The sequence below is a fragment of the Vibrio sp. SCSIO 43132 genome (assembly GCF_019904195.1).
GTDB lineage: Bacteria > Pseudomonadota > Gammaproteobacteria > Enterobacterales > Vibrionaceae > Vibrio > Vibrio nigripulchritudo.
In genome coordinates this window covers 1,502,310-1,527,899 of record NZ_CP063200.1, presented here as the reverse complement: position 1 = coordinate 1,527,899, position 25,590 = coordinate 1,502,310, and the positions used below count along the sequence as shown (strand labels likewise).

At 44.1% G+C, this 25,590-nt stretch carries 19 protein-coding genes; 15 read left to right on the top strand and 4 right to left on the bottom strand.

Annotated elements, in window-relative coordinates; genetic code table 11:
- The first annotated feature begins 154 nt into the window (after positions 1–154).
- The 5 genes from narQ to INR79_RS25090 all read left to right on the top strand — a co-directional run bounded on the left by narQ (position 155) and on the right by INR79_RS25090 (position 7,334).
- Positions 155–1,873 (top strand): nitrate/nitrite two-component system sensor histidine kinase NarQ, encoded by a 1,719-nt coding sequence (gene narQ / locus INR79_RS25110; protein ID WP_223097500.1) that lies wholly within the window; start codon positions 155–157, stop codon positions 1,871–1,873.
- A complete protein-coding gene (locus INR79_RS25105; RefSeq protein WP_004408230.1) occupies positions 1,860–2,492 on the top strand; it encodes a response regulator in 633 nt (210 codons plus the stop codon). The genes narQ and INR79_RS25105 overlap by 14 nt, the downstream gene beginning before the upstream one ends.
- A 165-nt stretch (positions 2,493–2,657) precedes the next feature.
- On the top strand, positions 2,658–3,755 hold the full coding sequence (locus INR79_RS25100; protein WP_223097489.1) for an autoinducer 2-binding periplasmic protein LuxP: 1,098 nt from the start codon (positions 2,658–2,660) through the stop codon (positions 3,753–3,755).
- An 18-nt stretch (positions 3,756–3,773) separates the two neighbouring features.
- The gene (locus INR79_RS25095; RefSeq protein WP_223097487.1) at positions 3,774–6,383 is read left to right on the top strand and encodes a LuxQ periplasmic sensor domain-containing protein; all 2,610 of its coding nucleotides are present in this window, start codon (positions 3,774–3,776) and stop codon (positions 6,381–6,383) included.
- Between the two features lie 303 nt (positions 6,384–6,686).
- Entirely contained in the window at positions 6,687–7,334 is a 648-nt protein-coding gene (locus tag INR79_RS25090) for a hypothetical protein (RefSeq protein ID WP_223097485.1), read from the top strand.
- Between the two features lie 75 nt (positions 7,335–7,409).
- Here the strand turns inward: INR79_RS25090 and INR79_RS25085 are convergent, their stop codons facing one another.
- A complete protein-coding gene (locus tag INR79_RS25085; RefSeq protein WP_004408225.1) occupies positions 7,410–8,669 on the bottom strand; it encodes a hydroxymethylglutaryl-CoA reductase in 1,260 nt (419 codons plus the stop codon).
- A gap of 197 nt (positions 8,670–8,866) precedes the next feature.
- Entirely contained in the window at positions 8,867–10,657 is a 1,791-nt protein-coding gene (locus INR79_RS25080; protein ID WP_022561554.1) for a PAS domain S-box protein, read from the bottom strand.
- Positions 10,658–10,876: 219 nt separating this feature from the next.
- On the opposite strand from INR79_RS25080, the gene INR79_RS25075 reads away from it, so the two are divergent.
- The 4 genes from INR79_RS25075 to INR79_RS25060 all read left to right on the top strand — a co-directional run bounded on the left by INR79_RS25075 (position 10,877) and on the right by INR79_RS25060 (position 13,515).
- Positions 10,877–11,512 (top strand): histidine phosphatase family protein, encoded by a 636-nt coding sequence (locus INR79_RS25075; RefSeq protein ID WP_223097483.1) that lies wholly within the window; start codon positions 10,877–10,879, stop codon positions 11,510–11,512.
- Between the two features lie 102 nt (positions 11,513–11,614).
- Complete coding sequence (locus INR79_RS25070) at positions 11,615–12,445, top strand: AraC family transcriptional regulator (protein ID WP_223097481.1); 831 nt, start codon at positions 11,615–11,617, stop codon at positions 12,443–12,445.
- Positions 12,446–12,511: 66 nt separating this feature from the next.
- The gene (locus INR79_RS25065) at positions 12,512–13,204 is read left to right on the top strand and encodes an AzlC family ABC transporter permease (protein ID WP_223097479.1); all 693 of its coding nucleotides are present in this window, start codon (positions 12,512–12,514) and stop codon (positions 13,202–13,204) included.
- On the top strand, positions 13,201–13,515 hold the full coding sequence (locus tag INR79_RS25060) for an AzlD domain-containing protein (protein WP_022599781.1): 315 nt from the start codon (positions 13,201–13,203) through the stop codon (positions 13,513–13,515). Before INR79_RS25065 ends, INR79_RS25060 begins: the two co-directional genes overlap by 4 nt.
- A gap of 14 nt (positions 13,516–13,529) precedes the next feature.
- Here INR79_RS25060 and INR79_RS25055 read toward each other — a convergent pair whose 3' ends face one another.
- The gene (locus tag INR79_RS25055; protein ID WP_223097477.1) at positions 13,530–14,423 is read right to left on the bottom strand and encodes a LysR substrate-binding domain-containing protein; all 894 of its coding nucleotides are present in this window, start codon (positions 14,421–14,423) and stop codon (positions 13,530–13,532) included.
- 324 nt (positions 14,424–14,747) lie between these two features.
- Here INR79_RS25055 and INR79_RS25050 point away from each other — a divergent pair, with 324 nt between their 5' ends.
- The gene (locus INR79_RS25050) at positions 14,748–15,707 is read left to right on the top strand and encodes a DMT family transporter (RefSeq protein WP_223097475.1); all 960 of its coding nucleotides are present in this window, start codon (positions 14,748–14,750) and stop codon (positions 15,705–15,707) included.
- A gap of 50 nt (positions 15,708–15,757) precedes the next feature.
- Here INR79_RS25050 and INR79_RS25045 read toward each other — a convergent pair whose 3' ends face one another.
- A complete protein-coding gene (locus tag INR79_RS25045; RefSeq protein WP_223097473.1) occupies positions 15,758–18,709 on the bottom strand; it encodes an HD domain-containing phosphohydrolase in 2,952 nt (983 codons plus the stop codon).
- A 355-nt stretch (positions 18,710–19,064) separates the two neighbouring features.
- On the opposite strand from INR79_RS25045, the gene INR79_RS25040 reads away from it, so the two are divergent.
- From INR79_RS25040 to INR79_RS25020, 5 genes are all read left to right on the top strand, one after another.
- Positions 19,065–19,820: a phosphatase gene (locus INR79_RS25040; protein ID WP_223097471.1), complete on the top strand. Its 756-nt coding sequence runs from the start codon at positions 19,065–19,067 to the stop codon at positions 19,818–19,820.
- 93 nt (positions 19,821–19,913) lie between these two features.
- Entirely contained in the window at positions 19,914–21,857 is a 1,944-nt protein-coding gene (locus INR79_RS25035) for a putative bifunctional diguanylate cyclase/phosphodiesterase (protein WP_223097469.1), read from the top strand.
- Between the two features lie 90 nt (positions 21,858–21,947).
- The gene (locus tag INR79_RS25030; RefSeq protein ID WP_223097467.1) at positions 21,948–22,304 is read left to right on the top strand and encodes a hypothetical protein; all 357 of its coding nucleotides are present in this window, start codon (positions 21,948–21,950) and stop codon (positions 22,302–22,304) included.
- A gap of 360 nt (positions 22,305–22,664) precedes the next feature.
- A complete protein-coding gene (locus tag INR79_RS25025) occupies positions 22,665–24,089 on the top strand; it encodes a PepSY-associated TM helix domain-containing protein (protein WP_223097465.1) in 1,425 nt (474 codons plus the stop codon).
- 504 nt (positions 24,090–24,593) lie between these two features.
- Complete coding sequence (locus INR79_RS25020) at positions 24,594–25,568, top strand: DUF1852 domain-containing protein (RefSeq protein ID WP_004409113.1); 975 nt, start codon at positions 24,594–24,596, stop codon at positions 25,566–25,568.
- Positions 25,569–25,590 lie beyond the last annotated feature (22 nt).

Sequence of the window (25,590 nt, the reverse complement as noted above, 5' to 3'; positions counted from 1 at the left end):
TACTCCACATAAACAGTTTAGTTTTGGACATATTTGATTAAATAACCCTAAAGGGGTAATCAAAGACTAAACTGTTTTAGATCAATAAAATTGTCAGTAATTCAAGCGCTAATGAATATGCAAGATGGCGTAAGACGTTCAAAGAGGGTTGTATTTGTTTAAAATTTTGAAAAAGCCAGTAACCAGTACAGTGGCACAGGCGCTGCTCTGGATATTGCTTTTGTCGATAGCAACCACGAGTTTTGCGATTTTTACGTTGGCATCAAGCCTGAATGATGCCGAAGCGGTCAATGTGGCTGGCTCAATGCGAATGCAGAGTTATCGGTTAGCGTATGATATTCAGAGCCATTCGTTAGACTTCGAACTTCATGTAGAGCAGTTTGAGCAGTCTCTGTTTTCTCCCTCTATGTCAGCCTTAAAACACTGGACGGTGCCCGAAGACATCCAAACCGATTACGTGTTGATCATTCAAAGGTGGGAGCAGTTGAACGGGCTGCTCTTATCCCAACAAAACGACGTCTACCTCACTCAGGTCGCCGACTTTGTAGAACAGATAGATGAATTTGTGTTTGATCTTCAGGAGCATTCTGAGCAAAAGCTTATTGCACTTTCCTGGATTGGTGGAGTCGGGCTTGGCGGCATACTGATCATTTCTACCTTTGTCGTTCGATATGTAAGAAGAGAAGTCGTTAATCCACTCAATCGATTGAGCCACGCCAGTGAGCAGATCCAGAAAAGAAATTTTAATGTCTCACTTCATGTTTCTGGTGACAATGAGTTGTCACGCCTCACGCATACTTTCAATTCCATGGCGAGGGAATTGGGCGAACTGTACTTTGGTCTGGAACGAGCGGTTGGGGAGAAGACTCACCGACTGAGGCATGCCAATGATTCCTTGCAAGTGCTGTATAACTGCTCTCAGGCACTTAATGTTTCACGTATTACCAGATCTCATATTGAAACCGTAGTTGGATACTTGTTCAGCTTAGAGGGTATCGCCGCGGTTAAGCTCACTGTAGGCATAGGAAAGCAGAGTGAAGTCATTCGGCAAGGTGAGCCTAAAGACTATAGTGACTGGCATCGGTTACCGCTGACTCTGGACGAGCAGGAACTGGGTACACTTGAAGTACAGTACATGCTACCTTGCCCAGACAAAGAATTAATCGACAGTATCTGTCAGGTGTTAACGCAAGGTATTTACTATTCACAAACACAGAAACAGGAAGAGTACCTATTGCTAATGGAAGAAAGGGCAACCATTGCGCGAGAGCTACATGACTCTCTGGCTCAGTCTCTTTCCTACTTAAGAATTCAGGTCAGCCTGCTTAAAAGAGCACTTGGCTCTTCTAGTCCAGCCAAGCAGGAAGCCATCCCTTCAGTCATTGTCGATATTGATTCAGGTTTGTCTGCGGCCTATACCCAACTGCGAGAACTCCTCAATACCTTCCGATTGAATATTAAAGATGCAGACTTTGACGATGCCCTAAAGCAGATGGTCATTCCACTGCAGGAGCAGACGGAAGCAAAAATCGTCATTCAAAACGAAGTTGCTTCTTTGAATGTGCAGGCTAATGAGCAGGTTCATGTTCTTCAGTTGATTCGTGAAGCTGTATTGAATGCGGTTAAACATGCCGAGGCAACGAAAATTTCTGTGCACTGTCGTAAAAAAGACAATGAAATTTCGGTTGCGATAACGGATGATGGCGTAGGATTTGATGTAAACCACCACAAAATCAACCATTATGGTCTAAGTATTATGGAGGAGCGTGCAGCGAGATTGAATGGGCACGTTTCTGTAAAAAGCACTCCCGGAGAAGGGTGCCATATTCAGTTAAATTATACCGCAGAAGAGAGCATAAATGACGACATGTAATGTGCTGATCGTCGATGATCATCCGCTGATGCGTAAAGGCATCACTCAGTTACTCAGTTTTGAAGAGGAGTTTCACATAATAGGTGAGGCAAGTAATGGGTCTGATGCACTTGCCATTGCATTGAAAGAACAGCCTGACTTGATTCTTCTCGATCTCAATATGAAGGGCATGTCGGGGCTCGACACACTCAAAGCATTCCGTGCTGAGGGCATTGAAGCTCGTATTGTTGTTTTGACTGTATCGGACAGCCCGAGCGATATCGATACCATGGTTAAAGCTGGCGCAGACGGGTATCTGCTAAAAGACACAGAGCCCGATGAACTGATTGAATTAATTAAAGACTCGCTTTCTGGCAATAAAATTTACAGCGACGAAGTCCGTAAATACTTGAATGAGCGCACCAATAACCCTTCTATTATGGATTTGCTGACCGATCGCGAGCATCAAATCCTGAAAGAAGTGGCGAAGGGGTTTCGCAATAAACAGATCGCCGATAACCTGTTTATTTCCGAGTCTACTGTTAAAGTTCACATGAAAAGCTTGTTAAAGAAGCTGGAAGTACCATCCCGGACCGCCGCCACAATTTTGTATTTAGAGCACTTTGGTGACCCGAGATAGCAAAATATCATTGCAACATGATGCATTTTTGTTGATTCGTGCCAAACTTTAAGATGAATTGCATTAAGGATAAGCAGTCAGAATAATCCTAAGCATTTGCGATACAAATTCTTTTTTACATCAACTATATTAACGTGATGCTTCACGCAAATTGGTGATTAAGATATGAAATTGCGACATCTTTTGGTTGGCACCATCAGTTTGGCTTTAACGTCGAGCTTAAACGCAGCACAAGTTCTCAACGGGTATTGGGAATACAGTGATTTCCTTAAAACCTTTCCAGAGCAGCAGTCACTGGTCAGAAACTTTAGTGATGTCGTTCGCTCAGAGCCCGTCCCACTTAAGGTAAAACAGAGAAAACCTGTCACGATCTCGGTTATCTATCCCGGTGAGCAGGTGTCTGATTACTGGCGCAGAAACATCAAAGCATTCAGCAAAAGAATGGATGAACTGGGCATTGAGTATAAAATTAACAAAGTTTTTACTCGCCCGAATGTAGACATTCGTCAGCAAAGTGCTTCTTTGATGGAAGCCATCCGTAACAAGTCAGGCTATTTGATCTTCACCTTAGATACCGGTCGACACAGAAAATTCATCGAACACGTTCTCAATAGTCCAGATACCAAACTCATACTGCAAAACATCACCACACCGCTTAAAGCGTGGGAACAAAATCAACCCTTTATGTATGTTGGCTTTGACCATGCCACAGGAAGTCGCGCGCTCGCCAGCCATTTTAAATCTCGTTTTCCGCGAGGCGCAGACTACTCAGTGCTCTTCTTTTCTCAGGGCTACATCAGTGCTGCACGTGGCGATACTTTCATCGATGCCATGAGTAGCGAAGGGGAAAACTACCAACTTCGTTCATCTTTCTACACCAAGGCGAGCCGAGAAAGTGGCTATCAGGCCGCAAAAAATGCGATTAAAAAAGGCGACAATTTAGCCTTCATGTACGCGTGTTCGACTGACGTGGCATTGGGTGCGACCGACGCGATTAAAGAACTTGGCAGAAATGACATAATTATCAACGGCTGGGGTGGTGGAAGCGCTGAATTAGAAGCGATACAAAAAGGTGAATTGGATGTTACCATTATGAGAATGAACGATGATACAGGCGTTGCGATGGCAGAGGCCATCAAAATGGATCTTGAAGACAAGACCGTACCTACCGTTTATTCCGGTGATTTTGAAATTGTCACCAGTCAGGACAGTGAAGAAAGAATACAAGAGCTAAAATTACGTGCTTTCAGATATTCTGATTAATGGAAGTATCAAGCTAGGATGATTAAAAAACTTACGACCAAAAGACGCTCACTGGCGAACTTGATAGTTCGCCTGATTGTCATCATTTTTGGTGTTTTGACCGTTGGCGTAATGGTACAAAGCTACCATTTCTCATCCAGCATTATTAAGCAGGAAGTAGCGCGTAGTTCTACTCAAACGTCTTCTTTATTACAAAACCTTCTCGACTATAAGTTAGCCACGTTACAAAGCCATCAAGACAGCAATGCACTCAACATTACTCTGCAAAATAACCTCACTAGCAACAGCCCCGATCAGGTTGATTTTTTCTTTTTGGATTTAGAGCAAAACGACCCGCTTAACTCTCCTGATTTTCGGTTTATCACCTCTGATAATGGGGACGTAGAATGGCATGATGGTAATGGATTGTTTTACGGGTTGACTGATCTACATCTCGAGCGGATTTCTACTTCTATTAGCTTTGGGAGAGACTGGCACTACATTAATCAGGATACGGTGTTGGGTGAACGGAATTTGCTCATTCGCAGAACACCAATCATTAGTTTGGAAAATGGACAGGTGTTAGGGCATTTGTACATCGCCATAGTGCTGAATCGTAATTTATCCCTAATTGATCAACTGCAAGTCGCGTCCAACAGTGATGCGGTGATCATGATGATCGACTACACACCTATCGCCAGTACCATCAACTCTGAAGACCCGCTTTATAATGAAGTGCTTGAAGACCTGAATCAGGATAATACGGGTTCTTCGGGTGGGCATTTATTCAATGCAACAAATCTGCTGGTAAACGGTGAAGACACGCCGATCTATGTTTACACCATTCAGACCAATTCCAATATTCTGACTCTGGAAGAGAACTACAAAGTTGGTCTGGCGATCAGTATGTTCACCATGTTTGCACTGGCACTGCTGACCAGACAGATCATTCAGCGTCTGGTTTCGAACGAGCTGAAAAGCTTAATGGAATACACACGCTCGGCGGGTGATCGTATAGAATCCTCGGAGTTTCAAGGGTCGAGCATTTATGAGTTTGACCATGTGGGTCACACGCTAGAAAAGACGTTTGAGGAACTGAGAGAAAAAGACAAGTCGTTTCAGGATTTGTTTAACTTTTCACTCTCTCCGATCATTGTTTGGGACACCGAGGGTGGTGTTCTAAGGATGAACCCAGCCGCAGAGCGCGCTCTGAATTCAAAGCTGGATATGAGTGACAGCGAGATAGATGACCGCTTTAAAAGCTTTCAGAGCAAAGTCGCGTTTTACCTGCGTATGGTAATGACGGGCGAAACCCTGATGGGGGTTAACGTTCCCATTGAGAATAAGATCTATCGCTGGAACTTGTCACCGTTAGAGTTTGATAACGAGATCCACGCTATCATCGGGCAGGGACAAGACATTACCACGCTGATTGAAGCAGAGAAGCAAAGTAACCTGGCTCGAATCGAGGCCGAGCGAAGTGCGGTCGCCCGAGCGGACTTCCTGGCAAAAATGAGCCACGAGATTCGTACTCCGTTAAACGGAATTCTCGGTATTACTCAAATCCTTCAGAGCACGTTAGACAAACCGGAAAACAAGGAAAAAGTCGATATTCTTTACCAGAGTGGTGAGCACCTTCTAACGGTACTGAACGACATTTTAGACTTTTCGAAAATTGAACAGGGCAAACTTAATATCGAGTTTAATGAGTTTGTTTTCCGTGATTTGGTGAAGTCGCTTGAGACCATTTACATGCCGCTGTGTGTAAATAAGGGGCTGTCTCTCGAAATTCAAAATGAAATCCCAGAAAAGCAGATCATTAGAACCGATCAGGTTCGTCTGAACCAAATTCTGTTTAATCTGCTTAGTAATGCAGTGAAGTTTACATCGGAAGGTGGCGTGATTGTCCGCTTTATGATGGAAAGCCATGAACCCGGTAAAGAAATTCTAAAGCTTGAAGTTCGTGATTCAGGGATCGGGATTTCAGAAAGCAGCCTGGAAACCATGTTTGAACCATTCATTCAGGCAGAATCTACCACCACGCGGGAATATGGTGGAAGCGGGCTGGGCTTAGCCATTGTAAAAAACCTTCTGGACCTGATGGGCGGCTCCATCAAAGTCACCAGTATGCAGGGAGAAGGGGCGTCATTCTACATACAGTTACCTGTGACTGTGGTCAGTCAGATTCAGCGCGAAGAAGTGGAAGCCTCGAATCATGAAGATCCTGCCACTCTGTTTGATTCCAGTATTCGAGTGTTGCTGGTGGAAGACAATAAGAGTAACGCCTTTATAGCTAAAGCCTTCTGCCAGAAATATGGGATGGAAGTAGACTGGGCGGAAGACGGCTTGATTGCATTAGAAAAGGTGCAGACTCAGGAATACGATCTTATCTTGATGGATAACCAGATGCCTAACCTTGACGGTGTTGAAGCCACACGGCGAATGCGACACGAAATGGGTATTGAAACACCAATCTATGCCTGCACAGCGGATGCGTTTGAATCAACCAAAAACGCGTTTCTTGAAGCAGGCGCAAACTTCGTAATTGTAAAACCCCTCAAAGAAAAACCGCTCTATAACGCTTTTCACCACTTTAAAGTGAAGGATTTGAAAGTGGTCAATGGTGATAATGCTGCCACCGGCACTTAGCTAGCTTAATTTTCTTTTTGCGAAATCTTGAATAAAGGGCTTATTTTGATGAATGAGCCCTTTATTTATAAATTAATCTCACGCATAAGTGTAAGTAACAAAAATGTTATTTTTTAAATTAGCGTAATTGGCCTTGTATCTGATACATGGATCAAATTAATAAATAAATGGCTGGATTATATTTACCCACCTGAAGATACTCTGTTAAGAGTACTCAGCCTGAATTTACTGAATTATAAATACCGCGCATAGACGGAAAGAAATTCAGGGTGCTATTTAAAAACGTTGGTCAGGGAAGGCAATATGAACAGGCTATCTAAGCCGAGCATCTTGACGCAGGAGAACATTCTCGTCCTGCTGGTGCCCGCAATACTCTATTTCTCACTGGTACATCTTTTTGGGATGTTCTGGTGCATTCTGTTTTTGTCCGCTTACGGGTGCTTTGTTTCCATTTATTCAACCCGAAAAAGCATCGTTGCATTTTTCTTTGCACTGTTTGGGCTTATAGAGTGGATGGTATCCTTACATTTACCTCAGTCCCTGCTCGATGCATTCCCACAATTTTCCTACATGACAGGAGCACTGCAAATTGCGGTCATCATGTTGGCATTTTCATTCCTTCGCTTTCCACTTCCCATGTTGCTCGCTGAAGCAACCTACGAGCATTTGAAAGCGTTGCACCGACAGTTTCCAGACGAATACATAAGAATGTGGCAGAAAATAAGCGCGATGTGGATATTGTGTTTTTTGGGAAAAGCGTTGGTATTCTATTTGTCTCTTCACGCGTCTCACGAACAAATACAGCTGATGTCAATTCTGCTTGGCTGGCCTTTGTACTGCATGCTGATTCTGGTATCTATCATCGCACTGAATGTGAAAGTGCTGAGTTTTTACCGTGAATCTTTGACGTCAGAAAACAACCGTTCTCACGCAAATGGTCACTTTTTCTAACTGAGTGAAAAACTGAATTGTAGAAAAACGGCTAGCCCTTTAGGAGCTAGCCGTTTTTCATTGATTTGGAGAAATTTAGCGCGACAGTTTACTGTGCGCTTTAGTAAAGTGCCCCGCGCAAAAAGCGCCGACGATCGACAGCTCTCCAGCCAGACAAAGTGATGCGCAGACTTCTGCCAGAGCTTTGGCTTTTCCTGTGCCGCTTAGCCCCATAATATCCAGACACGCTTTTTGAGAAGGTAAGCCAGTTCCGCCGCCTACTGTGCCAAGCATTAAATTAGGTAAGGTCACACTCGCGTAGAGGCTACCATCTTCTTTCACTGACATACGGGACATACCCACTGCAGACTCAGCAACACAGGCTGCGTCTTGCCCACAGGCAATGTAGAGAGCGGCCAGAGCGTTGGCAAAATGCGCATTTACACCAATAGATCCACTGAGCAGAGCGCCAGAAGTCGTAATTTGCCCGAATTTCACCATGTCTTCAGGGTTAGTGTGAAGGTACTTCTTTACCATCTCACGCGAAATGTGTACTTCTGCCGACACTTTTTTACCTCGGACACTTCTCATGGTGTGGGCATTAGCTTTTTTGTCACCAGAGAGGTTGCCGTCCAAGATGGCATGGTTTGGTGTCATGGGAGAATGCTTGAGGATGTACTCAAAAACCGCGTTGGTAGCAATGGTTACCATGTTTTGCCCCGACGCGTCCCCGGTAAGAAATTCAAATACTAAAAAGACCTGATTGCTTTCAATGGTGATGCTGATGTCTTTAAGTTTTCCATGGCGAGTCGTCGACTCTGCCAGTGATTTGAAGGTATCGTACTGACTGGTAGCCCAGCCGACGAATTGTCCTGCCATTGCCAAATTGTCAAACATGAATGCAGGAGTACGGGTTACTCCCTCATTGATCAGCATTGCCGATGCGCCACCGGATGCCGTAACCAACTGGCATCCTCGATGATAAGACGCGACTAATGCAGCTTCTGTTGTTGCCAGAGGAACAAGGTAGTCATCTTTAGCAAACAGACCGTTTACTCGTAAAGGACCTGCAACTCCGAGTGGCATTTTCACAGAGCCGATAAAGTTTTCGATATTTTTGCTGTACGCTTTTCGTTGTTTGTAAGTGGCAGGATCGAGTAAGACTTCTTGCAGGGCATCATCATCGATTATCGCCCAGCGGTTCTGAATGGCTTTATCCGTCAGAAAAGGGGAGCGAGGCAGAGTGACTACCGGAGGCTTGTTGTCTGGGGCAAGCTTATTTTCAATCTGACCCAGCGAACATTGTTCTTGAATCGAGTAATGCCCAGTGTTTTCAAGTGCATTCAATTTTGGCATGAGTGAAGCGTGTAATAATATTTTTAAAGGATTCTACCCGCGGGGGCAGATAAAACAAGGACGACTCACCGAAAGTTACAATATCCGCTCCTGCTATTCAGAGCAGGGATGGTCATGTAACTGACAATTCACTATGTAATTTAACTATACCAATAAAAAAGAGGCGCACCCTGCGCCTCCTTTGGATTTCGGGATGTTTATCCGCCAGTTTTGAGTTTAAGGACATCAGCGAGCTCTGTGAGTAGCTTCTGAGTTCCATCACTGAGGCGGTTAATCTCATTTGTCGATTCTGAAGATCGAGATGCCAATTGGCGAACTTCATCTGCTACGACCGCAAACCCACGTCCATGTTCACCGGCTCGTGCAGCCTCGATGGCTGCGTTCAATGCCAGCAAATTGGTCTGGTCTGAGATACCATCAATGACTTTCGCGATTTCGGAAATTTCATTACTTGAATTGGCCACGCGATCCATGATTTCAGTCATACCGTTACGCTGCTTCACTTCGGCTGAAATGTCCTTAATGAATGCGGTGTAGATAGTTCTGCCGTCCAGAGTTACTTTCGATAAAGACAGCAATCCCCATGCTTCTTTACCATCTGGGCGATTAATGGGAACTTCGCGACTGGTACCAACGATTTTGTTTTCACCAGTATTAAGATTACGCTGAATAAATCCGTCGTGATTCGGTTGCAACTCTACGGGAACCAGCATTTTCACGTTTTTCCCGATAACGTCTTCAGCCTTATAACCCCAAAGCTTTTCTGCAGAAGCGTTGAAGAAGCTAACTATGCCTTTTTCGTCAATGGTAATTACGGCATCAAGGGCTTGTGAGAGCGTTTGGTTGATCGTTTCCTGCGCCATGCGCTCTTCGGTTATGTCCCGCACAAATGCGGTATAGGCAATTTCGCCGTCGATTTCGATCTTGGAAAGAGAAAATGCAACCCAAATTTCGGTGCCGTCTTTTTTCTCTAACTGAAGCTCTCGGCTGGATCCAACAATTTTGTCATTGCCAGTTCGACGGTTAGCGTTTACGTATTCATCGTGCCGAGGCTGGTGAATTTTAGGAACCAGCATTTTTACGTTCCGACCGATAACTTCTGAAGCGCTATAGCCCCATAATTCTTCGGCTGAAGGGTTATAAAAGGTAACGATATTGTCTTTGTCGATTGTCACAACTGCGTCAATGGCCTGATGCAGAACCTGCTCCATTTGTTCTTTGGCTGCTCGCTCTGCGGTGATGTCACGAGCAAATGCGGTGTATCCTATCTCACCGTCAAGCTCAATTCTTGAGAGTGAAAGGTTCGCCCAAATCCGTTTTCCAGACTTGGTTTCAAGCTCAATATCACGGCTGGTTCCCACAATCTTGTCGACTCGGGTTTCGCGGTTTGCGTTGACGAGGGAATCGTGTTTGTCTCGAATTTCCCTCGGAACCAGAATTTTTACGTTTTTGCCCATGACCTCTTCAGCACTGTATTCCCACAGTTTTTCCGCTGCCGAGTTCATGTAAGTAATGCAGTTATCGCCGTCAATAGAAATCACGGCATTGACCGATTGAGCCAGCACTTGCTCAATCCGTTGCTGAGCATTCATTTCTTCGGAAATATCTTTAACGAATGCCGAGTAGCCGATGCCATCTGAAAGCTTAGTTCTGGTTAATGCCAAACTGACCCAAACTTTACTACCATCTTTTCTGACGAGCTCTAGTTTACGAGAGGTACCGACGATAACATTTTGATTCGTCGTACGGTTTCGGTTGACGTAGTTGTCATGGTTAGCCTGAAATTCTTCCGGCACCAGCATCTTAACGTTCTTGCCAATGACTTCCTTGGCTGAATAACCCCAGAGCTTTTCAGCGGCATTATTGAAGTAAAATACCTTGTTGTTTTTATCAATGGAAACAACGGCATCCAGCGCATTGTCGATAATCTGATTACTCACGTTTCCATTGCTTTGGCTTTTCCCACCCATTAAAGAAAATAATCCCATTGCTCGATCCTAATTTGTTCTATCGACGTTGTGCTGCCAGTAATAGTTATTTTCTTTGAGTCTAGACACCGATTTTGTGTTGTTCCAATTTTGAGCAATTATTTCATTATTTAGGTCATTTTAGTGATGTTGTGGTAAAAGCTTCGCACTGATAGAACCTTAGATATCTAATAACCAAATTTGTCAATTGATCCAGGTTGTCGGTATATTGGAACGACAATGGACGGACAGACAAGGTTGTTTCAAATGGCGCGTATTCATATATTTAGACATGGTCAGACTCAATGGAACTTGGAAAAGCGTCTTCAGGGACATGATGATTCACCATTAACTCAGCTAGGTATTGAGCAAGCTGAACTGGCGAAAGAAAGACTGTCGCAGGTTTCATTCGATGCTGTTTTGTCTTCACCAAGTGGAAGAACTGTTCATACCGCCAACATCTTAACGGGCTTACCAAAAGAACAAATCAAAACAATGGAAGGGTTGAGAGAGATTCATTTAGGAAGCTGGGAAGGCTTATCTACAGAGGAGGTAAATCTTTGTGATAACGAGAGATATACCGCTTTCTGGAATGCACCTCAGAATTACAAACCTGATACTGGTGAATCTTTCCAAGACTTGCGCGAAAGGGGGCTGAAAGCACTTGAGGACATTGCTTTAGAATACGGAGGTCAAACCGTCGTTGTTGTTTCTCATGCAGGCTGGATCAAAACCGTGGTCAGTGAACTGGCTGGCATTGAGCGCTCACTGATATGGCAGGAACCTTATGCCGACAACCTAAGTGAATCTATTTTGTGCTTTGAAAATGGCAAATGGCGGGTCGAAAAATTCTGCGATATCACATGGCACAAATAAGCAAAATTATACAATTTTTCTATTGAGCGCTTTGATAGGATGATCGCGTCAACATCCAAGGATTGATGGCATATCAATAGTAAGCATTAGACAAGGAAAGTTATGGGTACAACTCGCACCAAAAAGAAAAACAGAGAGTTCGCTAATTTTTGCATTGCACAAGAATTAGGCGGGCTGGAGCTACTGGAAGCGAGTTACGAAAAGCAAAACTTTTCCTGTCATAGCCATGAAGGCTACACCATTGGCGTAATCGAAACGGGGGCTCAGCGTTTTTACCGCAGTGGTGGAAACCATGTTGCACCGAGCGACAGCATTATTCTGGTGAATGCGGACGAATTACATAATGGGCATTCCGCTACTGAAGGAGGTTGGTCTTATCAGGCAATGTATCCGCTTCCTGAGCACTTTGAACAGATTGGGCGGTCATTTTGTGGGGCTCCATATTTTCCAGCACCAGTTGTTTATGACCCGGAACTGGCTTCCCGATTTCGTCAGCTTTTTTCCGTGCTAAAGTCAGATTCAACTCGGCTTTACCGAGAAACAGCCCTCTACGAAGCGTTAATGAAGCTTGTTATTCGACATGGGAAGAATGAACCGAACATGTCAGATATGGCGTCCGCAAAACGTAATATTCAAAGAGCGAAAGAGTTTCTGGACGATCTACCTCAAGCTGACGTTTCTCTGGAAGAACTGGCTTCAATTGCTTCACTAAGCCCCTACCATTTTGCGCGTGAATTTAAAAAAACTTACGGCATTCCACCTCATGCTTATCAGGTGCAGGTTCGATTGAGGCTGGCAAAGAAATGGATGTTAAGTGGAATGAAGGTCATGGATGTCGCTCATGATTTGGGCTTTCATGATCAAAGCCATTTTCACCGACATTTTAAGTCGGCAATGGGCATTACCCCTTCTCAGTTTGCTAAAGCAGCTTAACCTCACACGTATTACATATACTCTGAGTGTTTTTCCGTGCACCCAGATGATTCATTTAAGGAAAATATGTCTCAAGAATCTCGCTCTTCACTTTTTATTCAAGGCACCATCAAGATGTTGCCTCTCAGTATTGCCGTTGTCCCTTGGGGAATATTGGCGGGATCATTTGCAATAGACAGCGGTCTTACGCCGATGGAAGGGCAGGCGTTTTCTTTGATCTTGTTTGCAGGAGCCGCACAGTTGGTGGCAATGGGCATGATCAAAGCAGGTACAACACTGGGTGCGCTTGTCGTCACTATCTTTTTCATTACATCGCGTCATTTTCTATACAGCGTGGCAATGCGAGATAAAATCAGCCCGTTGCCAGGGCGCTGGCGAGTGGTGTTGGGTTTTCTGTTAACGGATGAATTGTTTGCGTTTTGTGGCAGTCAAACCCCGAAGCAATTTAAGCCATGGTACGCATTTGGCGCAGGGTTGAGCTTTTACTTGATTTGGAACGTGGCGACTTTTGCCGGAATTGTTGCTGGCAGTACTATCCCCAATTTGAATGAACTCGGGCTGGAATTCGCCGTTGCCGCTACTTTTATTGGTATTGTGGTGCCAACGGTGAAAAATCGACCTGTACTAGTGTCTGTGTTTGTCGCTTTAGTCCTTTCCGTTTACTTTGCGTGGAAACAAGTGGAGGGAGGTCTGGTGATTGCCAGTGTGATTGCAATGATCAGTGGTTACTTGTGTGAAAGGTTGGAGGGCAAAGCATGATTTACTGGTACATTCTGGCAATGACAGCAGTTGTATTTCTTAGCCGGTATCTGTTTTTAGAACCCAGATTGCCGCTTCGGCTGAATCATCAGTTTCAAAGATTGCTTTCTTATGCCAGTCCTGCGGTGTTAACAGCGATTTTAGCGCCTATCGTATTTGTTCCCGAAGGAGAGCTTCACATATCGCCGACCAGCCCTTACGTTCTGGCAGCATTGTTGTCTTGTTTTGTTGCCTGGAAAACAAAAAATGTACTGACAACCACGCTAGTTGGAGTGGCTGCGTTTTTAATCCTAAAGCACCTAGTTCTTTGAGTAAGAAGACTGCCTTACAGCTCTTTAGTGGTTTCTAAAAACTCAGCTTCAAGCCAGCTGCGAAGAGACTTTACACTTTCAGAATTCAGGCGGGATGGATGACAGGCATAGAAGAAGGTGTTCTCAGGGTGAGTTACTGAAACATCGACCTGAGTCAGTAGCTCATGATGTAAATCGTCTGCAATAAACAGTTTGTGGGTAATGAGTACTCCGAGCTTTCTACGGCACGCATGGATGGCCTGAACCGATGTATTGAAAGTCAGGTTGTTTTCTTTAAGTGGAATACTGACACCGCGTGCTTCACACCAGAGAGCCCAGTCCTTTTTACGTCGGTCATTCGATACAAAAATGGCGGGCACTTCTAAAAGCAAATCCTGAGCGCTTCGGGAGCTTTTCGCTAAGTCCGGGTGAGCAACCATCACAAGTTCATCATCCAGTAATTTATGGCAGTAGTAGTCTTGCCAATGCTGTTCCTGTCCATGAATAATTGCTAAATCCACGCCTTCTGCTGGTAAATCAAACGTTCCGATGATGTTTGAAATCCTTACGTCCAATTCCTGATTTGCACCTTGGAATTTTTCCACTCTGGGGATCCACCAGTGCAGCGCAAGCGATGCCACCATGTTTATTGTAAGGCGACCATCATCTGGATTTTGTTTCAGCTTCTCGGTAGCAGATACCACGGTTTCAAAAGCAGGAGCAACCTGCTGGAAGTACCGTTTTCCTTGTTCATTCAGATGAACATGTCTACCTGAGCGAACAAAAAGAGTAACATTGAGGCAGTTTTCAAGGCTTTTGATAGCCTGGCTAACCGCTGAATGGCTTACATTCAGAACGTCGGCTGCTTTAGTCATGCTTTCCAGTCTTGCAACGGCAATGAAAGTATAAATGGCTTTAAACGGTGGCATTTTCTTCTCTCTGCTTGCTGGTTCAATGAATTTTATATGTAACCTGAACTAGGGATAACAACTTGCTTTCTAATGGCTCTTTTCACTTAATACTGCGTTGAACCCTCTCCCAATAACCTGTTATTGGTTCGTGGTTTCGCCTTGTCTTAAGTAAAAATTTCTCATTAGAATGTCTCGGTAGAAAATTTTTGGTTATTTTAACGGACTAGCTAACCTCTTATCCCGAGTTCAGGTTATGTAAGTAAAACTTACAGGTTTGGTTAATTTTAATCGTTATTTTTCTTTTTGCCAGCACCTTAGAATGGGTATCAACAGGAGATATATATGACGTTATCGAAACCTATTGTATTTATGCTGGTATCCACGTTCAGTCTTTCACTGAATGGGGTCTTTTCAAAATTACTTACAGAAAGCCTGAGTGTGCAATTACTCAGTATGCTGAGGTTTTTTGTTCCTGCGTTTATCCTTTTCGCGTTCATGGCACTGACGCAGTTCTACCTTCCACATCGTAAAATGTGGCGAGCGCTTTGGGTCCGTTCAATTTGTATGGCGGGCTGTCAGCTCTGCTTTCTTTGGTCGATGCAGACACTGACGTTAGTCGAATCTGTCGTTTTATTCAGTACCGGACCCCTGTTTATTCCCGTACTTGAGCGATTGATTTTTAAAGTAAAAATTTCTGCCATGAATATTGTTTGCTTGGTCATTATGGCGGCAGGCGTTCTGCTGTTAGCGGGAGATTTATCTGAGTTTTCATTTAAATGGGAGCTGTTGGTGGGGTTAGCCGCTGGTGCTCTGGTTGCTGGGTCTCAACTGGCGCTTTTTAGGGCATCAAAGGGGAGCATGACGCCTGCGTCTCTCAATGCCTGGACATTTCTGTTGGCGTTTCTGTTTCTGGTTCCCGTTTACCTGGTTATCGGACCAAGCCATACCGACACGGCATTACTTGCGATGCCAGAAGAACATGAGTTTGTCTGGATCATGTTATTGGTGTTGTCACTGTTGATCGTGAACACCCAGGTATTTCGCGCAAAAGCGTATCAACTGGTGGAGACTGGGTCGCAGCTTGCACCACTTATCTACACCAATTTGGTTTTCACCTGCATTTGGCAATTCACGTTGTTCTCAGAGTCATTAGATGGGCACAAAATAATGGGAATAAGCCTGATTGTGCTGGCCAGCATGATGAATACGCTAAAAAAGGGGATAGTGCGAATCCATAAAGCTCTGAAACCCGCAATTGAGGGAATGAGGGCAGGGTTCGTTATCTATAAAGAAACGAGGTAATTAAAAAGCACGGTGATCGTAATCACCGTGCTTTTTGTAGGCATCTTCATTTAGCTGGTGGTGGTAGAACCTTTTGTCGTTTTCTTAGTAGCTTCCGCTTCCAATTGAGCTCTTTTGGCTTCACTAGCCAGTTTAGAAAGGTGAATAAGAACCTCGGTCATATGAGATTTCACATCTACCTCAACCATCTGTTCTGTAGATAAATACTCTCTGGCGTACTTCATATACACACCTTGCTGTAAGAAGAGCAGGTACAGTTCTGGGTCGAGATGCCCCGTAGTTGCAAGTTTGGTCATGATAGACAAGGACTCTTTAAGGTTCTTGGCTTTCTTGTAAGGTCTGTCACTGGCTGTCAGGGCTTCAAAAATATCAGCAATTGCCATCACTCGCGCAGGGACGCACAATTCTCCAGCCATATAGCCTCTGGGGTAACCCGTTCCGTCTACACGCTCATGGTGGCAACCTGCAATTTCCGGTGCTTTTTGGAGATATTCCGGATAAGGCAGTTTATCCAGCATGTCGATGGTTTGAATGATGTGGTCATTAATAATGAAGCGCTCTTCATTTGTGAGTGTGCCAGAACGTACCGACAGGTTGTAAAGCTCACCGCGATTATAATGGTAATCCCCAGGTGTGAGATTGAAGTCTTCTTTCCACATCTGCTTTGGATTGAAGCCCTCAGCCCATGGAATACGGTGTACTTGCTTATCTGATAACACCGATTCCATAACAGGAAGCGGAGCCGGATCTTCACAGCGGCTTTTCTCTACCCAAGAAATACCAAGCTGGTCATCGATGGTTCGAGTCCACTGTCGCTTGCTGATTTCTTCGATTCTTTCCAGCTTGCTGTCGTCCATAAACTCACTACCCAGATTACAGTCAGCGATAAACCTGAAATCTTCATCCAGCGATTTCAGTTCTGCGTCGAGCGCTTGTTTCAGTTCCTTCTGGTCTTTGCCTGAACTTAGCCCTTTCCAGTATTGCGTATGGGCTGTTTGTTTGAGTAATTCAAAGCGCATGCGCACTTCGTGAATGCGATCGTAAATGGTTTCCAGTTTTGTCGCCTTATCAACCACATATTCAGGCGTGATGATTTTCCCGCAATCGTGTAACCAAGCTCCAAGGTGAAGCTCCTCCCACTCTTTTTCCGTCATTTGAAAATCTTCAAAACGACCTTTGTCATCAACAACAGCCTGAGTCAGCATTTCTGCGAGAGCAGGGACACGCTGACAGTGTTTACCCGTATAGGGAGATTTGGTATCGATTGCCGATGCGAGGAGCTCAATAAAGGCATTCAACATGTCTTTTTGTTGCTGAATCTGGTCAATGTTTTCTTTCGCTATTGCAGCAAAAGAGAGCAGTTCACGCAGGAAGTCGTGTTTCTCTTTCTGAGCGGCAGTGACTGGACGCTCGTATCCTAGAGTCAGAATTCCTATGAGTTGCTGATCTCGGTTAAGAAGAGGAAACAGATACAAATCGGAATTGTAAAAGTAGACAAGGTAGGGCTTGAGTGCCTCGTCCTCTTTGGAAAGGTGAACAATTTCTCCTTTCTTTAATGATTCCTCAACATAGCTTGCATTTTTAAGGAGCAAATTGATGTTTATTTTCAACGGAATGATGGCTTGATTGACGCTCTCATCAAATTGCTTAGTGTTCTTATTCCAGACCGAAAGTACGATGGTTTCAGCCTTGGTGACAATGTAACTTTGGTAGGTGATGTTTTTCGCCAGCCTTGAGAAATCCCGATTACTTGCGGTGTCATGCAAGAGCTCTAGTAAGTCATGAAGCGTGTGCTCCATCAACTCAACGGACTGAGTCAGGTCATTTACTTCTCTGATCAGGCTTTTTGGATAGCGCGTCTTGGTAAATTCAAAACGTCGAATGTTGTCAGTTTGTCTGTTCAGGTTGTGAAGCGGGCTGGCAATACGTTTCGCGATATACCAGACAATACCAAAGCAGCCTACCAGCATGAGAATGGCCACAGTAACTTGCTTGTCTCGCATGGAATAGAGGTTTGCTAACAAAGCATCCTGAGGTGTTGCTTCCGCCAGCCACAGGCTAACGTTATCGGTGAGTTTTACTGGGGTCAGGGTTACGGACCAGTCGATGCCTCCGTGTTGAATTGCGTAGTACTGATAAGAGAGTTCTCGGTTTAAATCGAGTTTGCTGAATACCGTGTTTTTAAGCTGCTCGCCAAGATGAATATTGTCGTAAGAATCTGGAGAGCCATTCAGCCGATGTGAGGCGAGTGGTCGCAGCGCGCTGTCAAACAGCAACAACTGGCTTTCACTGGCGTAGGCAAGTTCACCGATACTTTTATTTAACCCATCAAGAGAAAAATCCGCGGCGACCACATAATCGTTATTGGCAGTCTTACGAACAAATGTGACACCAATATCCTGTAGCCAATAGAAATGGTAAGGCTGGGTCAGGTGGATTTTCTGGTCGTCAGTGGCATGTGCATACCATGGTCGTTTTCTGGGGTCGTATTGGTTGTCATACCGAATGGATGCAGCGAGAACAGTACTATCTCCATCAAGAAACATGGACTCGTTTCTTCCATCAATGTCGGTAGATCGGAAAAGTATCTCGGCACCTTCAGGAGCTTTAAACTGCTCCGCAGTCTTCGGGTTGTATAGCGGTCGGTAGAGGGTAAAGTCACCGTTATCTGAACCGTAATACAGCGCGACCAGACTGGTATTTCTTTGAAAGATGATTTCCAGAGAATTCAACCATCCGCCTTTCTCTACTGAATCTTTCTGATGACGAATAAAGCTGCTCATTGCCATGAAATCGAGTGTTGTCAGCACTGGTGCGACTTGCTCACGAAACAGAGTTTCAAGCTTAAGGCTATTTTCGTTACTCAGCTCTTTGGCTGATCCTTGTAACAGTTGTTGTGAGTGATGGTAGCTGATCGCAATCAAAACGCTTCCAATCACTGTGGCGAGTGCCATAAACAGGCTTGTTATATGGATACTCAGGGGGTAGCGGTGCTTTGTCATACAAGTTTCACCATGCTGCAAACTGACATAATGCGAATTTAACTTGAGCCATATATGTAATGGCTGAGTTAATATTTTGTTGTAGGCTAAAACAATTACGAACGTAACTAACCCTTTGTAACTGATGCTTTTTAAGTATTGTAGAGGTCGCTCTATATGCAAGTGTTTCAATGGGAAAAATTTGCATATAAGTACTTTTATTTGAGCTGGATCTCTTTGTAATTTCGGAAAGAAGGTCACCGTTTTACGCAAACTGTGAAACAATGAAAACCAAACGGTCGGCATCGTAAAATGTTAAGCTTTAACTAATTGAAATATAAACAGGGTCTGTTGACCTTAGGGTTTGATCTTCATTATGAAATTGTTAGTAGACACACATACTCACACCTATGCCAGTGGGCACGCTTACAGTACCTTGATTGAAAATGTCAAAGCCGCGAAAGAGTGTGGGCTGGCGATGTTTTGTACTACGGATCACTCAGAATCCATGCCAGGCGCACCACATTATTGGTTTTTCAGTAATCAGAGGGTATTACCCAGATTTATTGACGGTGTTGCGATTATTCGTGGTGTGGAATCCAATATCATGAACACCTGCGGCGACATCGATATTCCCTTATCCGTTGACAAAAACCTCGACTGGGTGATTGCGAGTTTTCACGAAGCCGTGTTCAAACCTCAAAGCAAATCTGCGCACACGGATGCCTTAATCAATATCATTTTATCAGGTCGGGTAGACGCTCTCGGACATCTGGGCAACCCGAATTACGATTTTGAATTTGAACCAGTCATTGAGTGCGCCGTCGAGAACCACGTTGCGATTGAAATCAATAACACTTCTCTTAAAGGAAGAAGCCGAGCGGGTAGTGTTGAAAGGTGCAGTGAAATCGCAAAGCTAGCGAAAGAAAAAGGCGCTTTTATTACAACTGGCTCTGACGCACATTTCTGTCTGGATGTGGGCAACCTTTCCTTAGCTGCACAGCTCATCGATAAAACCGGGATTTCAGCAGAAAAAGTTATCACACACTCTCCTGAACAGTTTTTAAACTTCCTTTTATTAAGAGGAAGAAAAAATATTGAAGAATATTCAATGTATTATCGTTCAAAGTAACGCTTTTGTTCATAAAATTATCAAAAAGTGAACTTTTTTCGCGCAAATTAATTTATACTGTACGCTCATCTGTTAATTTCGTTGAGGGTGAAGATGAGTCGTTCGCCTATTGCTCGAGCTGTACAACATCGAAAACTTTTCTGGCTTCTTAGCACCACTCTGATTTTGGTTATCTGCCTTGCTGTGATATTCACGTTTCCGGAGGCCGTAGTCACGACCAGTTTGGCGCTGTTTCTTACTTTATTTGCCTTTTTGCAGCTGGTTCATTTTCATGTCATCACCACCAGTAAAAAGGTGGCAAAACTGGAAGAGCAACTAGAAATAGCACAGGAAGAGAATACGTATCAGAGTGAAGAAATTCTGGCTCTTAAAGAACGATCAGACAAGTATCAGACTTTACTCAACAGCATTCCTGACCTGGCCTGGATAAAAGATACTGATGGACGGTTCCTTGCCGTTAATGCTGAGTTTCAAAGAGCATTTGGTGTAAATTATGAAGCGCTGATCGGAAAGACAGACTTTGATCTTTCCCGATACGAAGACGCGGTGCAATACCGTGAAGATGACGAAGAGGTCATGAAAACGCTTACCCCCATCAGGCACGAGTTTCTTGCCACAGCCGTGGATGGAAATCGTTCGTGGATAGAGCTCATCAAAGTGCCTGTCGTAAGAGAAGGTGTCGTTGTTGGAACAGCAGGAACTGCACGTGATATCAGCGAACGAAAAGCCGCAGAGGATAAACTGGCTTTTCTTGCCCACCACGACATGCTGACCCACCTTAAAAACCGCTACTCGCTTGAACAGGATTTGGACGCATTAATCGCCGCAAAGGCTCCGTTTATCGTCGCTTTTGTGGATCTGGATAACTTTAAGATCGTAAACGATTCTATCGGTCATGCGGCAGGGGATGCGGCACTAAAAGCGGCTGCTGAGAAACTGCGTCAGGCAGTCGGTAAAAAAGGTGATGTATATCGCCACAGCGGCGATGAGTTTGTTGTGGTGATTCAAGATGACACCCAAGAAGCCAGTGTAGAGCGTTGGTCTAGCTATCTGCTCAAGCAAATCAGCATGACGTTTAAGAAAGACAACTATGAATTCGATTTTTCGGCATCTATTGGTATGTCTGTGTTTCCTTTGCACGGGGAAACACATACCGAATTGCTGAGGAACGCAGACATAGCCATGTATCAGGCTAAGATCGCGGGTAAGCAAAGTGCTCAGGTCTTTTCTTCTCGTTTTGAGGGACTGGCTCTGAACCAGTGGAACATGGAAAAACGCCTGAGAAATGCCATTGATCAGAACCAGCTGTTTGTTCGTTATCAGCCTATGGTGAATAGCGATACGGGTTCGATTTTTGGAATGGAAGCTCTGATTCGCTGGCAGGATCCGGAAAAAGGTGAAATTGGTCCAGGTGAATTTATACCGTTTGCCGAACAGTCCGGTCTGATTTCAGAAATTGGTCTGTACGTTATTAAAATGGTTCTGAATCAACTGGCTGAATGGCTAGCGAAAGGAATCGACTGTAAACCCGTATCTGTCAACGTATCCGGTATTCAGTTTTATCATCACAATCTTCTGGTCGAAGTAGAAAAATTTCTGAGAGAAACCCAGGTTCCGGCTCATCTTCTTGAGCTTGAACTGACGGAATCCATACTGATGAAAGATGAAGAGAGGCTGATTGGCACTCTCAATAAATTCCGGGAGCTAGGACTTAACCTGAGTGTTGATGACTTTGGAACCGGCTATTCAAACCTTGCTTATCTTTCCCGTTATCCAATCGGAAAACTAAAAGTGGATCGTTCCTTCGTTCACCAAATTCAAATGCACAAAGACAAACAAATCATTACACGAACAATCATTGAGCTTGCGCGAAACCTAGGCATGGATGTGGTTGCAGAAGGGGTCGAGAATACGCTGGAACTCGCTTTGGTAAGAGAGCTTGGTTGTCAGTCAATTCAGGGGTTCCTGTTCTCTAAACCGCTGCTATTAGAAGAGATCGAAGATTTGCTCACATCCGATTACAAATTCTTACCATAAGCACTGTGATCGTGGTTGTGTAAGTTCTCCTTTCTTTTGAATCTTTTGTTAATAGGAGATACCCTTCATACCGTAAAATAAGGAAGGGTTATGATCCATCGCACCCCATTTAAAACAGGAATGTTATTAGCTTGTGCCCTGAGTTGGGTACTGGTGACATTAATGCCTGTCATAAATGCGCACGGCAGCAACGCTGGTGTGTGGGCGATGCTATGTACCGTTAACGGATTTGAATTAGTTCAGATCGAAGAAGGACAGGAGGTGAAAACCCACAGTGGGAAGCCTTGTCCATTCAGCCATTATTCCACCTTTCACCATAACAATCTTCCAACTACACCCATCTTCCAACTACTGAGTTTTGCAATTGAAAACCAATACGTTTATTTGGCTCTAAACGTGCGTTATCAATTGCATACCCCACGAGCACCACCTGCTTATTTTTCCTGAACACACAATTATTACAAAAATATACGCACTCGCATGTATCTGAAGTTACTCGGCTTTGGATATACCCAAGTAACCTAAAGATGCTCGGCTCAGCGAGAATTAAGTGGCTTTCAGACAAGACACCGATTTGAAGATCTAGTGGCTCTAAATCGAGAATCGGTAACACAGTATGAAAGCCAGTTAAACTCGCCCTTGGGAGCGCATATTCTGTCCCACTTCATCGTCAAAGAACTTGGAAAGGACTCATCATTCCGCTGCGTTCTTTTCCTTGAATTGAAACAGAATATGAAGCTCTGAAACCGGCATCTTTAGGTTACTTGGGTATAAAAGAGTGTTTTAGCGTTAAAAGGAAAAATTATTATGTTGGGAAGCACTCAAACAGCTCAACAAAAGGACTTCGCACGTTCGAAGAACCTCTATTTTCTCACTTGGAGATGGCATTTTTATGCAGGGTTATTTGTCATCCCGTTTATGTTGATACTGTCTCTTACTGGCATTGTGATGTTGTTCGATGACGAGCTTGAAAGCGCTCGCTACGGCGACATGCTGATTGTTGAACCTAAATCGAATTCTATTCCAGTATCACAGCAGCTTAGTATTGTTGAGAGCTATGCAGAGGGCACAGTTACTCAATTTGTACCAGCACATAGCGAGACAGTACCAAACCGATTTTCAGTAAGGTTTGAAGACGGGTCAAACCGTTTTGTTCTTGTTGACCCATATACTGGCGACATCAAAGGCGAAATTGATCGTGGTGAAAGCTGGTACGCGTTAGCAAATGACATTCACAGCACTTTACTCGTCGGAGACACTGGCGGTTACCTAATCGAAATTTCTGCCAGTCTGTCCATTATTTTACTGGTGACTGGTATTTACCTTTGGTTACCGTCGGACAACGCTTCTAAATCGGGTTTTCTGAAAATTCGTATGCAGAGCGGAACACGCATCTTCATGCGAGATCTGCATGCAAACTTAGGTGGTGTGCTTTCATTAGTTCTATTGTTCTTCCTGGTTTCCGGGCTTGCTTGGGCCGGTATTTGGGGTGGAAAATTTGTGCAACCATGGAGCAGTTTTCCCGCTCAAAAATGGTCGGATGTTCCTTTATCAGATAAAACGCACGCCAGCTTAAATCATGGAACTGAAGAGGAAGTGCCATGGGGGTTAGAGCAAACGCCGTTACCCGAATCGAAAGGTCATGAGCATCATGGCGGTCACGGTGACCATGTCCATCACATCAACACGGCAACAGTATCTATCGACAAGGTCGTGGATACTGCGAGCAAACTTGGCATGACTCAATACAAATTGAATCTGCCGAAGAGTGAAACTGGCGTGTTTACGCTTGGTGCGAACACCATGAGTGGTGATATAACCGATCCAACACAGGATCGTACGACACACATCGACCAGTACTCAGGTGAAATCCTCGCAGATGTGACATGGGAAGACTACAACTGGATGGCCAAGTTTATGGCGGCAGGCATTGCACTCCACACGGGTGAAGTCAGCATCATCAACAAGCTTTTGAATGTGTTCTTCTGTCTTGCGTTCGTCGCGGTTAGCGTAACAGGTGCGCTAATGTGGTGGAAACGTCGACCAGCAGGTAAGAAAAAACTGGGAGCACCACCTTCCTTTCAAAAAGGGGGAATCTGGAAGCTAGGAGCCGTAACCGTTGTTTTGGTCGGCTTCGCCTTTCCACTTGCAGGTGCGACGATAGTGACTGTTTTGATTGTTGATGCCTTATTGCTAAAAGCGATGCCAAAACTGCACCATTGGTTTGCTTAATCTTCATGTACAGAATTAAGTTTTAAACCACACAGTAATTACATTTTAAGCCCCAAACTTTTGGGGCTTTTTTGATCTTGTGTTTTAGACACTAAATTTTCTCCCCAATTTAAATTGAGAGAAGTATTTGATGTTGAGTTTTAATGAATAGCTCAGGTGTTCGATGGAAAGTTTGGACTGGATTATTATTGAGGCTTTTAGAGAGGAAAGGCAGGAGAAAAAACACACTAATTATTCGGAGAAAAAACCTAGTCGAAAAAGAACATGAATATTTCTCATGTTAAATGTGAAAGAAAACCATTTTTACTCAATTTGGTATCTGGGTATAAAACACATTCTACTCCCGAGCGTAGTGGATAATACAGTTGAAGCTATTTGCTTCGTTTGACGCAAATCAAGAATCTGTGAAAAGTTCAGGCTGGGAAAATAAGAAAGAATATTGGGAAGACCTGAAACCCGTGAAAACTCTCAGGTCTTTCCTCAAGAATTGGAAATCAGATCACCATGAATAAAGACTTTGCATTCACTATCAAAAGCATTTGTTTTGATGAGAATTACCATCCTTCAGACAGTACGCGTATCACTACTAATTTTGCTAACCTAGCAAGAGGCGACAGCCGTCAAGCTAACCTACGTAACGCGCTGAAGATGATCGACAACAGCTTTAATGCTCTGGCAAGTTGGGATAACCCGAAAGGTGATCGTTATTCTGTTGAGCTTGAAATCGTATCCGTAGATATGGATATCGAAGGCAGTGGGCAGGCTTTCCCATCAATAGAAATCTTGAAGACAAACATTGTTGACCATAAAACGAATGAACGTATTGAAGGTATTGTCGGAAACAACTTCTCCTCTTACGTTCGCGATTATGATTTCAGCGTATTGCTACTGGATCATAACAAGAACCAAGATCAGTTCAGCGTACCAGCTAACTTTGGTGAACTGCACGGTAAGCTGTTCAAGAGCTTCATTAAATCCGACACTTACAAGCAACATTTCAATAAGCCACCGGTTATCTGCCTAAGTGTATCTGACAACAAAACGTATCACCGTACCGAAAATCAACACCCTGTATTAGGTTTTGAATACGAGCCAAACGAATCGTCTTTGACCGAGCAATACTTCAAAAAAATGGGTCTGCAAGTACGTTACTTCATGCCGCCTAACAGTGTTGCCCCGTTGGCTTTCTACTTCTTTGGTGACCTGCTTAATGATTACACCAACCTTGAGCTGATCAGCACTATCAGCACCATGGAAACTTTCCAGAAAATCTACCGACCAGAGATTTACAATGCGAATGCAGCGGCAGGCAAGCATTATCAGCCAAACCTGAAAAACCTGGATCACTCTCTGACTCAGATTGTTTATGACAGAGAAGAGCGCAGCAGACTGGCTATCGAGCAAGGGAAATTTGCGGAAGAGAACTTCATCAAACCTTATCAAAATGTTCTTGAGCAATGGTCTGCAAACTACGCTTAATAGTTAAGGGAAAAACAAAAGC

Coding starts and splice junctions, on each gene's coding strand:
- INR79_RS25040 (WP_223097471.1), top strand. CDS start 19,065: ATGAAATTGTTAGTAGACACACATACTCACACCTATGCCAGTGGGCAC.
- INR79_RS25105 (WP_004408230.1), top strand. CDS start 1,860: ATGACGACATGTAATGTGCTGATCGTCGATGATCATCCGCTGATGCGT.
- INR79_RS25100 (WP_223097489.1), top strand. CDS start 2,658: ATGAAATTGCGACATCTTTTGGTTGGCACCATCAGTTTGGCTTTAACG.
- INR79_RS25035 (WP_223097469.1), top strand. CDS start 19,914: ATGAGTCGTTCGCCTATTGCTCGAGCTGTACAACATCGAAAACTTTTC.
- INR79_RS25055 (WP_223097477.1), bottom strand. CDS start 14,423: ATGCCACCGTTTAAAGCCATTTATACTTTCATTGCCGTTGCAAGACTG.
- INR79_RS25095 (WP_223097487.1), top strand. CDS start 3,774: ATGATTAAAAAACTTACGACCAAAAGACGCTCACTGGCGAACTTGATA.
- INR79_RS25060 (WP_022599781.1), top strand. CDS start 13,201: ATGATTTACTGGTACATTCTGGCAATGACAGCAGTTGTATTTCTTAGC.
- INR79_RS25025 (WP_223097465.1), top strand. CDS start 22,665: ATGTTGGGAAGCACTCAAACAGCTCAACAAAAGGACTTCGCACGTTCG.
- INR79_RS25080 (WP_022561554.1), bottom strand. CDS start 10,657: ATGGGATTATTTTCTTTAATGGGTGGGAAAAGCCAAAGCAATGGAAAC.
- INR79_RS25090 (WP_223097485.1), top strand. CDS start 6,687: ATGAACAGGCTATCTAAGCCGAGCATCTTGACGCAGGAGAACATTCTC.
- INR79_RS25045 (WP_223097473.1), bottom strand. CDS start 18,709: ATGACAAAGCACCGCTACCCCCTGAGTATCCATATAACAAGCCTGTTT.
- INR79_RS25070 (WP_223097481.1), top strand. CDS start 11,615: ATGGGTACAACTCGCACCAAAAAGAAAAACAGAGAGTTCGCTAATTTT.
- INR79_RS25085 (WP_004408225.1), bottom strand. CDS start 8,669: ATGCCAAAATTGAATGCACTTGAAAACACTGGGCATTACTCGATTCAA.
- INR79_RS25065 (WP_223097479.1), top strand. CDS start 12,512: ATGTCTCAAGAATCTCGCTCTTCACTTTTTATTCAAGGCACCATCAAG.
- INR79_RS25030 (WP_223097467.1), top strand. CDS start 21,948: ATGATCCATCGCACCCCATTTAAAACAGGAATGTTATTAGCTTGTGCC.
- INR79_RS25075 (WP_223097483.1), top strand. CDS start 10,877: ATGGACGGACAGACAAGGTTGTTTCAAATGGCGCGTATTCATATATTT.
- INR79_RS25050 (WP_223097475.1), top strand. CDS start 14,748: ATGACGTTATCGAAACCTATTGTATTTATGCTGGTATCCACGTTCAGT.
- INR79_RS25020 (WP_004409113.1), top strand. CDS start 24,594: ATGAATAAAGACTTTGCATTCACTATCAAAAGCATTTGTTTTGATGAG.